The 6,893-nt window shown below is 58.3% G+C and carries 8 protein-coding genes; 4 read left to right on the top strand and 4 right to left on the bottom strand.

Features of this window, described 5'->3' with window-relative positions; translation table 11 throughout:
• Window positions 1-688, top strand: a 688-nt coding sequence (locus tag N2245_RS01425) for a glycosyltransferase (protein ID WP_494534951.1), incomplete at its 5' end; no start/stop codon positions are given.
• Window positions 689-708: 20 nt separating this feature from the next.
• Here the strand turns inward: N2245_RS01425 and N2245_RS01420 are convergent.
• On the bottom strand, window positions 709-2,031 hold the full coding sequence (locus tag N2245_RS01420) for an ABC transporter ATP-binding protein (protein WP_494534950.1): 1,323 nt from the start codon (window positions 2,029-2,031) through the stop codon (window positions 709-711).
• A 5-nt stretch (window positions 2,032-2,036) separates the two neighbouring features.
• The gene (locus tag N2245_RS01415) at window positions 2,037-2,918 is read right to left on the bottom strand and encodes an ABC transporter permease (protein WP_494534949.1); all 882 of its coding nucleotides are present in this window, start codon (window positions 2,916-2,918) and stop codon (window positions 2,037-2,039) included.
• 221 nt (window positions 2,919-3,139) lie between these two features.
• On the opposite strand from N2245_RS01415, the gene N2245_RS01410 reads away from it, so the two are divergent.
• From N2245_RS01410 to N2245_RS01400, 3 genes are all read left to right on the top strand, one after another.
• Complete coding sequence (locus tag N2245_RS01410; protein ID WP_494534948.1) at window positions 3,140-3,703, top strand: acyltransferase; 564 nt, start codon at window positions 3,140-3,142, stop codon at window positions 3,701-3,703.
• Between the two features lie 78 nt (window positions 3,704-3,781).
• Window positions 3,782-4,102, top strand: a complete 321-nt coding sequence (locus N2245_RS01405; protein WP_494534947.1) for a hypothetical protein — start codon at window positions 3,782-3,784, stop codon at window positions 4,100-4,102.
• A 3-nt stretch (window positions 4,103-4,105) separates the two neighbouring features.
• Entirely contained in the window at window positions 4,106-4,813 is a 708-nt protein-coding gene (locus N2245_RS01400) for a sulfotransferase domain-containing protein (protein ID WP_494534946.1), read from the top strand.
• A 15-nt stretch (window positions 4,814-4,828) separates the two neighbouring features.
• Here the strand turns inward: N2245_RS01400 and N2245_RS01395 are convergent, their stop codons facing one another.
• The gene (locus tag N2245_RS01395; protein ID WP_494534945.1) at window positions 4,829-5,716 is read right to left on the bottom strand and encodes a sulfite exporter TauE/SafE family protein; all 888 of its coding nucleotides are present in this window, start codon (window positions 5,714-5,716) and stop codon (window positions 4,829-4,831) included.
• Complete coding sequence (locus N2245_RS01390; protein ID WP_494534944.1) at window positions 5,709-6,893, bottom strand: glycosyltransferase; 1,185 nt, start codon at window positions 6,891-6,893, stop codon at window positions 5,709-5,711. The genes N2245_RS01395 and N2245_RS01390 overlap by 8 nt, the downstream gene beginning before the upstream one ends.

Here is a 6,893-nt window from a genome sequence, read left to right as displayed (position 1 = left end):
AGTGGCCCTGGCCAAGCACTGTGACTTCATAGCCTTCATCGACGACGATGAGTATGCAGATCCCTCCTGGCTGGATGAGCTCCTCTACACCCAAAGACTCTACAACGCCGACGTCGTCGCAGGCAAGGTGCTGCCTGAGTTCGAGTCTCAACCCCCTTCCTGGGTGCTGGACTCTGGACTCTTCGAGAAGAAGTTGGCCGAGGACGGAGGGAAGCTGGAAGTGGCGCATACATCTAACGTGCTCATCAGGAAGGATTTACTGGACTGGGTTGAGGGGCCTTTCGACCCTAGATTTGCGCTCACCGGCGGCTCGGACACCATGTTGTTCAGAACATTAAGCCGACTTGGCGCGAATATGATCTGGAGCGACCGCAGCGTGGTGTGGGAGACCATCCCTCCAAGCAGAAGCAACTTCGGCTGGGTGATGAGACGCGCCTACAGGGTAGGCAACACGAAGATCCGCTGCGAGAAGGCCCTCCCGCCCGAGCTACGACGAAGCCTAATTGGGCTAATCATGAGAGCGGTGCTATCCATCCTTCAGGAATCCATCAAGCTGCTCCCTTCGCTGGTACTGCAGGGCAAGACCAGGGCCATCATGAGGCTCAAATGGATAGCGACATCCTTGGGAATGATCGCAGCCTGCTTTGGGATCAGCTATGAGGAGTACAGAAGGGTTCACGGTAGCTAGCAGACGAAGGTGATCGGGAGCTACAGCTCCCGATCACCGCTGAGGACGTACAGCCGCTCGGACGCAGAGACCTGCCAGCGATGCTCCACCAACACCGAGCCTTGGTTGGCTGGCGGGAGGCGGCCGGACCCAAAGAAATCACCTGGAGCCACATCTATGATGCCCGCGCCCTGCACCCAATCGGCCACGTCCGACCCGACCCTTGCGTACACATTGAAGGTATATCTACCGGGCTGGAGCGGCAGACGAGGGATGAGGCACTCGAAGGTCCCCTCGGGGGGAGCCTCCTCGAAGTCGCTGCCGCTGGTGTTGGAGGCCAGATGGAACAGCTTCTCATCGTACATGCCGTGGATAGGGACAGAAACATGTACTTTCCTTAGCGGCCTACCATCAGCAGATCTATAGTGCAGCAGCAGCTTGATGTCCTGGCCCGTCATGGGTTGAGGTAGAGGATCGCCGGTGACAGCATCCACCACGGCGAATCCTGTAAACTTGAGCCTCTGGTTACCCTTGCGGTCCGTGCGCTCGGCAAGAGGCATGGATGCGCTGGCCATTACGCCTTTCAGGTACCTCTCTATGACATCCCTCGTCTCGCCTTCGGCAGCAACGGTACCACGTTCCAGCAGGATAGCCCTCTGGCAGAGGTTGAGTATGGCCTCCATGTTATGGCTGACGAAGAGCACCGTTCTGCCGGCCTTGGCCACGTCCCCCATCTTCCCTAGGCACTTCTTCTGGAAGGCAGCATCTCCCACAGCAAGCACCTCATCCACCAACAGAATCTCGGGCTCGAGGTGCGCCGCGACAGCGAACGCGAGCCGCAGGTACATGCCGCTGGAGTAGTGCTTGACGGGAGTATCGAGAAACTTGGCCACCTCGGCGAACTCAACGATCTCATCGAACTTGCGCTCTATCTCCGTTTTGGGCATGCCCAGCACGGCGCCGTTGAGGTAGATGTTCTCACGCCCTGTGAGCTCGGGATGGAAACCGGTGCCCACCTCCAGCAGCGATCCCACGCGCCCATGGATCTCGGCATAGCCCGTAGTAGGCTCCGTGATCCTAGAGAGGACCTTTAGCAGGGTGCTCTTGCCGGCGCCGTTGCGGCCGACTATGCCCACGACCTCTCCCTGTTTGATCTCGAACGACACATCCCTTATAGCCCAAAACTCCGGGCGCTTGCGGCCCTTTCGGCCTCTAGCTGCATCGCCCTCAGCTGCATGGCGCAGCATCCTGATGGGGGCCCTCATGCCCTGTGCCAGCACATCCCGCAGCGCCTTATATCGCTGCTTCTCACCTATGAAGTAACGCTTGCCTAGACCTTCAGCGCGGATCGCCACATCTGCCACCTCAACTAACCTCCAGATCCTATGACGTCAACGAAGGTGCGCTCACAGCGCTTGAACCATGCCATGCCGGTTATGAATATGGTTCCCCCAACTAGGGCCGACAGAGCCATTAGCTCCCATGGAGCGGGACCCACACCGGTCACCGCCCAGCGAAACCCCTCCACCACACCGGTCATCGGATTGAGTCCATATAGCAGTCTCCAGGCCTCCGGCACCATACTGGTGGGATAGACCACGGGAGTGATGAACAGCCAGAACTGATTGAGGAAGGGCATGGTATAGGCCACGTCGCGGTACTCGGCGTTGAGCGCCGATAACCAAAAACCCACTCCAAGCGCCGTTATGACCATGAGCACTAGCACCAAGGGCACTATCAACAAGCTTATTCCGGGCCTCACCCCATAGATGACCATCAGCACGACCAACAGGCCCGTGGAGACCGCAAAGTCCACCATGCCCGCAAGCACCGAAGCTGACGGCACGATTATCCTTGGGAAATACACCTTAGTGATGAGCCTCCGATCGGTGACCAGGCTGCTAGCAGCGTTGGTGATGGCCCGGGAGAACAACTGCCAGGGCATGAGGCCCGCGTACGCGAACACTGGGTAAGGGACCGGACCGCTATCCACCTTCGCTAGTTTATTGAAAAATAGTAGGAACACGACCATCATCGCCAACGGCTGCAGCACCGCCCAAGCGGCGCCTATAGCCGTTTGCTTGTAACGGATCTTTACCTCTCGCCAAGTGAGGAAATATATCAGCTCTCTATATGCCCACAGCTCGCGCAGGTTGATCAGGTGCCAGCCACGGGTGGGCTTTATGGTCACCACCTGCGAAGGCCTCAGCTGCCTTCGCGTCATATCCACCAAAACATCGTTAGCGGCCATGCTCTCTCCTTACAGAGTTCCCTCAAGAGGTCAACATACATCCTAGGGAAACTTAGTTATCCTGCCGTAGATGCAAGGTTGAGAAAGGGTTCAGTCCTTTGCCCATCACAGCTGTCCCAAGGACGGTCAACCTCAACCTCACACAATAAACACATATACCTTTTGTATACCACACGTGACTAGACTATAGAACGACACACATACACGACAGGAGGTGAGCTATGCTGCGTTGGCTTAGGGTGTTGAGGAATAGGTTGTTGCTCCTCAGCGCCACTAGGCAGGGGCTAAGGTTAGGGGAGAACGTGCGCATCATGGGCAAGCCCCAGTTCGGCAGCGAGCCCTATTTGATAAGCATAGGCAACAACGTGACGATCTCCCACGGCGTGGCTTTTCTGACCCACGACGGTGCTACCTGGGTGTTCAGGCGACGGCCGGAGTACGAAGGTATGATGCGCTTTGGAAGGATCGACATAGAGGACGACTGCTTCATAGGCGCCAGGGTCATTCTTATGCCTGGCATCCGCATCGGCAAAGGCTCGATCGTGGGTGCAGGAGCTGTGGTAACGAGGTCTGTACCTCCCGGCATGGTGGTAGCAGGAGTGCCGGCAAGGCCGATATGCACCACCGAGCAATACATAGAGCGCGCGGTGGCCAGGTGCACCCGTTATCCCCCGGAGGTCCTGGCGGATCGACGTCGCCTGAAAGCGGTGTTGATGGAGCAGTTTCCCCCTTGCACTCCATCGGAGAACAAGGTGCAGGTAGGCCGGCAAATCTCCGACTTTTAACAACCAAAGCCTCTCATATCCTCAACCTCCCGCCTATAACCTATTGATAAGGTTATAGGCGAGCAAGGAGGTAAGATTTTGACCGCCAGCAAGCACGACCAGGAGATCAGCATCGACAGGCCGTATCTAGACAGGGATGCCCTTCTACAAGGGCCCCAACCAAAAGCGCTGCTCAAGGCCAGAAAGCGTATCAAGGGGTTCCTGAGCATCCACAGGCCGGACGGCAGCCCCAACATCTTCCTGTGCTCTCTCCCACGCAGCGGTTCCACTTGGCTGATGGAGCTGATACAGACCCAACCAGGCTTCAAGACCTGCGACGAGCCCCTGGATCTGCGCAATCCCTTCGTGAGGGGGCACTCTCACCTCAGCGCCTGGGAGCAGCTCTACGATACCTCCTAGCTTATGCTGATAGAAGAGTACCTCAGGGGCTTCTGCGAGGGCAAGCTGCACTTCATGGACCCCCATCCTTTGTCCCGCTATTACCGTCCGGTGACTCACCGCATAGTGTTCAAGATGATCCATGGGTGCGAGCACAGGCTCAACTGGTTCGCCGACACGTTCAACGGCAGGATCATCTACCTGATTCGGCACCCCATAGCGGTGGCGATATCCAGGGAAGCCTATCCCACCCTGCTGCCGATGCTACGCACGGAGTACGCCGACAGGTTCTCCGCCACGCAGCTAGCCGAGGCCGAGCGCATCCTGCGGCACGGGGACAAGCTTGAGTGCGGGGTGCTATCTTGGTGCCTACAGACAAGCGTGCCTTTGCGGGACACCCGGCCAGATTGGGTAGTAGTATCCTATGAGCAGATGGTTGTGGAGCCCGCAAAGATAGTTACTCATGTGTGTGCCCTCCTAGACCTCCCGTATCCCGAACGCATGTTGCGCTGGATAGATAAGCCTTCCCACGTCAAATACAAGTCGGACAAGGCCACGCAGCAGGTGCTGGAGAGTCGGGATGCCGAGCAGCGTCATTGGCTAGTCCGCAAGTGGCGCGAGAAGGTATCTCCCGAGCAGGAGAAGCGCCTGATGGCCATCCTCGAGGTGTTTGAGATCGATGCCTATAGGGCTGGAGACTTTATGCCGAGCTACGCCTTGCGGATCAAGTAGCACCATCCCAGCCCGCTATATCTCCAGGCCCCTCTGTACCCTATAGTAAAACCTCTCGACGAGCACCGCCGAGATAGCAACCACAGCTGCTATGAGCCACAAAGCCCCTATGCTCGTGTAGGCAGTGAGCTCAGCCACGCCATGAACCTTAAATGCGTCCAGCATGGTGTGCGCGTTGGTGAGAAGTATGAGCCCCCCGACACCAACGCCCAAAAGGCTTGGGTGCATGTGCCTTACGAGCCAGGCAGCGACCGGGGCTGCTACTAACCCACCAGCAAGCATGCAAGATACCAAGGGGAAAGCTATACTGCCCCTATTAATCGAGAGCAAGAACCCTAAGCTAGCTGCACACGACACCAGGAACTCACTCGTATCTACAGTGCCCACGACCTTCCGAGGCTGCATGCGGGATGCTGCCATCAGGGTGGGTGTGGCGACTGGTCCCCAGCCCCCGCCCCCCACAGCATCCAGGAAGCCGGCCACGCCGCCAGTGATCGCCAAGGTCTTGGTAGAAGGGTCAGCTACGCGCGCGTTGGGTCTACCTAACAAGAACCTGAGTATAAGGTAGCATCCCAGGCATAGAAGAAAGGCTGACACCCAGATCTTAGCTAGGTGCACCGGCAACCTGCCAAGTAGCAGTGCACCCAACAGGGCCCCGGCTGCCCCCGGCAGAGCTATCTTCCCGGCTACTTGCCAGTCGACATTGCCAAACCTAGCATGAGCCAGCCCAGAGACCAAAGTGGTACCTACCTCGGCGAGGTGGACGCTGGCGCTGGCCACCACAGGAGCTATGCCCAGAGCTAGCAGCAGCGTGGTGGAGGTCACGCCGTAGGCCATGCCCAGCGAGCCATCCACTAACTGAGCAACGCAGCCAGCAATGGCTACCAACAGCAACTTACGCATCTTCTGCCGAGACTCCCCCATCAAGCGCCAAGGCACTTGATGACACCTTGCGCTCCGCATGCGCCAGGAGCCGCTCATACAGCTCCTCGTACTGCCTGACCATCCCCTCTAGGCTGAAACGGCCCATGACCAACAGGCTTGTCTCCCGGGCAAGCTGCGTAACCTGATCCCAATGCTCCATTACCCACGAAAGCTTGGAGGCCAGTGCGGCGGGCTCATCGGGAGGTACTAGGTAGCCCGTGACGCCATCTTGGATTAGCTCCCGATTGCCCCCTATGTCGGTGCCTATCACGGGGACCTCCATTGCCATGGCCTCCAACACGGAGTTAGAGCAGCCCTCGTTGTCTCTGGAAGCCGAGACCAACACATCGAAAGCTGCAAGGAAGTCGGCCACGTTACGACGGTACCCGAAGAACACCACCCTATCGGAAAGCCCCAGGCTTTGGGTCAGAACTTCTAGCTCTTCCCTGAGGGGACCATCCCCGACTATAGCGTACCTTAGTTCTGGATGACTGGGAGATAGCATCTTGGCGGCCCGCAGCAACACATCATGCCCCTTGGGAGGGGTGAGGCTCGCGAGGATGCCCACCACCTTGGCATCACCAGGGCCCAACTGGGCCCTTATCTTGGCGACCTCCAGGGGATCGGGCTTCAGGCGGTCGAAGTTGATGCCGTTGTAGATCACCTGCATGCGGGAAGGGGGCAGCCGACGCTCGATCAGCAGTGCCTTGCCCGCCTGGCTGTTTGGCACCAGCGCGTCCGCATAGCGACTCATGAAATCCTCCATCAACCTGTAGGCCTTGTAGCCCGTCCCCCTGTTGCGGCGTGCGCCGCACCTCTCGGTGACTATCTTGACCTTGGTGCCGACGATGAAGGCCGGCAGCAACCCGAAGAAGGTGGAAGGGGTGAGGAATGGCTGAATTATGTCTACTCGACGCTCTACGAGCAGCTTCCCAAGCTTCCACAGCGGGGACATGTCGTACTTGCCTCGCCGGTGAAGATCTATCACCTCGGCACCCTCCACGGCCCTGAACTCGGGCTCCAGCGCTCCACCAGGGTACAATGGAGCCACTATCGGGTGAAACCTGGTCTTGTCGAGCCCCCTCACCAGCTCGAGGAGCTGTTGCTCCGCTCCCCCTATCTTGAGCTCGTTGACCGGGTACAGTATCGTGTACAC

This window comes from Thermobaculum sp. T2p (assembly GCF_059335935.1).
The sequence above is the reverse complement of the archived record's forward strand: the minus strand, read 5'-3'. Positions and strand labels throughout refer to the sequence as shown.

Excerpts from the sequence above, each read along its gene's own strand:
- N2245_RS01415 (WP_494534949.1), bottom strand. The coding sequence starts at position 2,918 with ATGGCCGCTAACGATGTTTTGGTGGATATGACGCGAAGGCAGCTGAGG.
- N2245_RS01410 (WP_494534948.1), top strand. The coding sequence starts at position 3,140 with ATGCTGCGTTGGCTTAGGGTGTTGAGGAATAGGTTGTTGCTCCTCAGC.
- N2245_RS01400 (WP_494534946.1), top strand. The coding sequence starts at position 4,106 with ATGCTGATAGAAGAGTACCTCAGGGGCTTCTGCGAGGGCAAGCTGCAC.
- N2245_RS01395 (WP_494534945.1), bottom strand. The coding sequence starts at position 5,716 with ATGCGTAAGTTGCTGTTGGTAGCCATTGCTGGCTGCGTTGCTCAGTTA.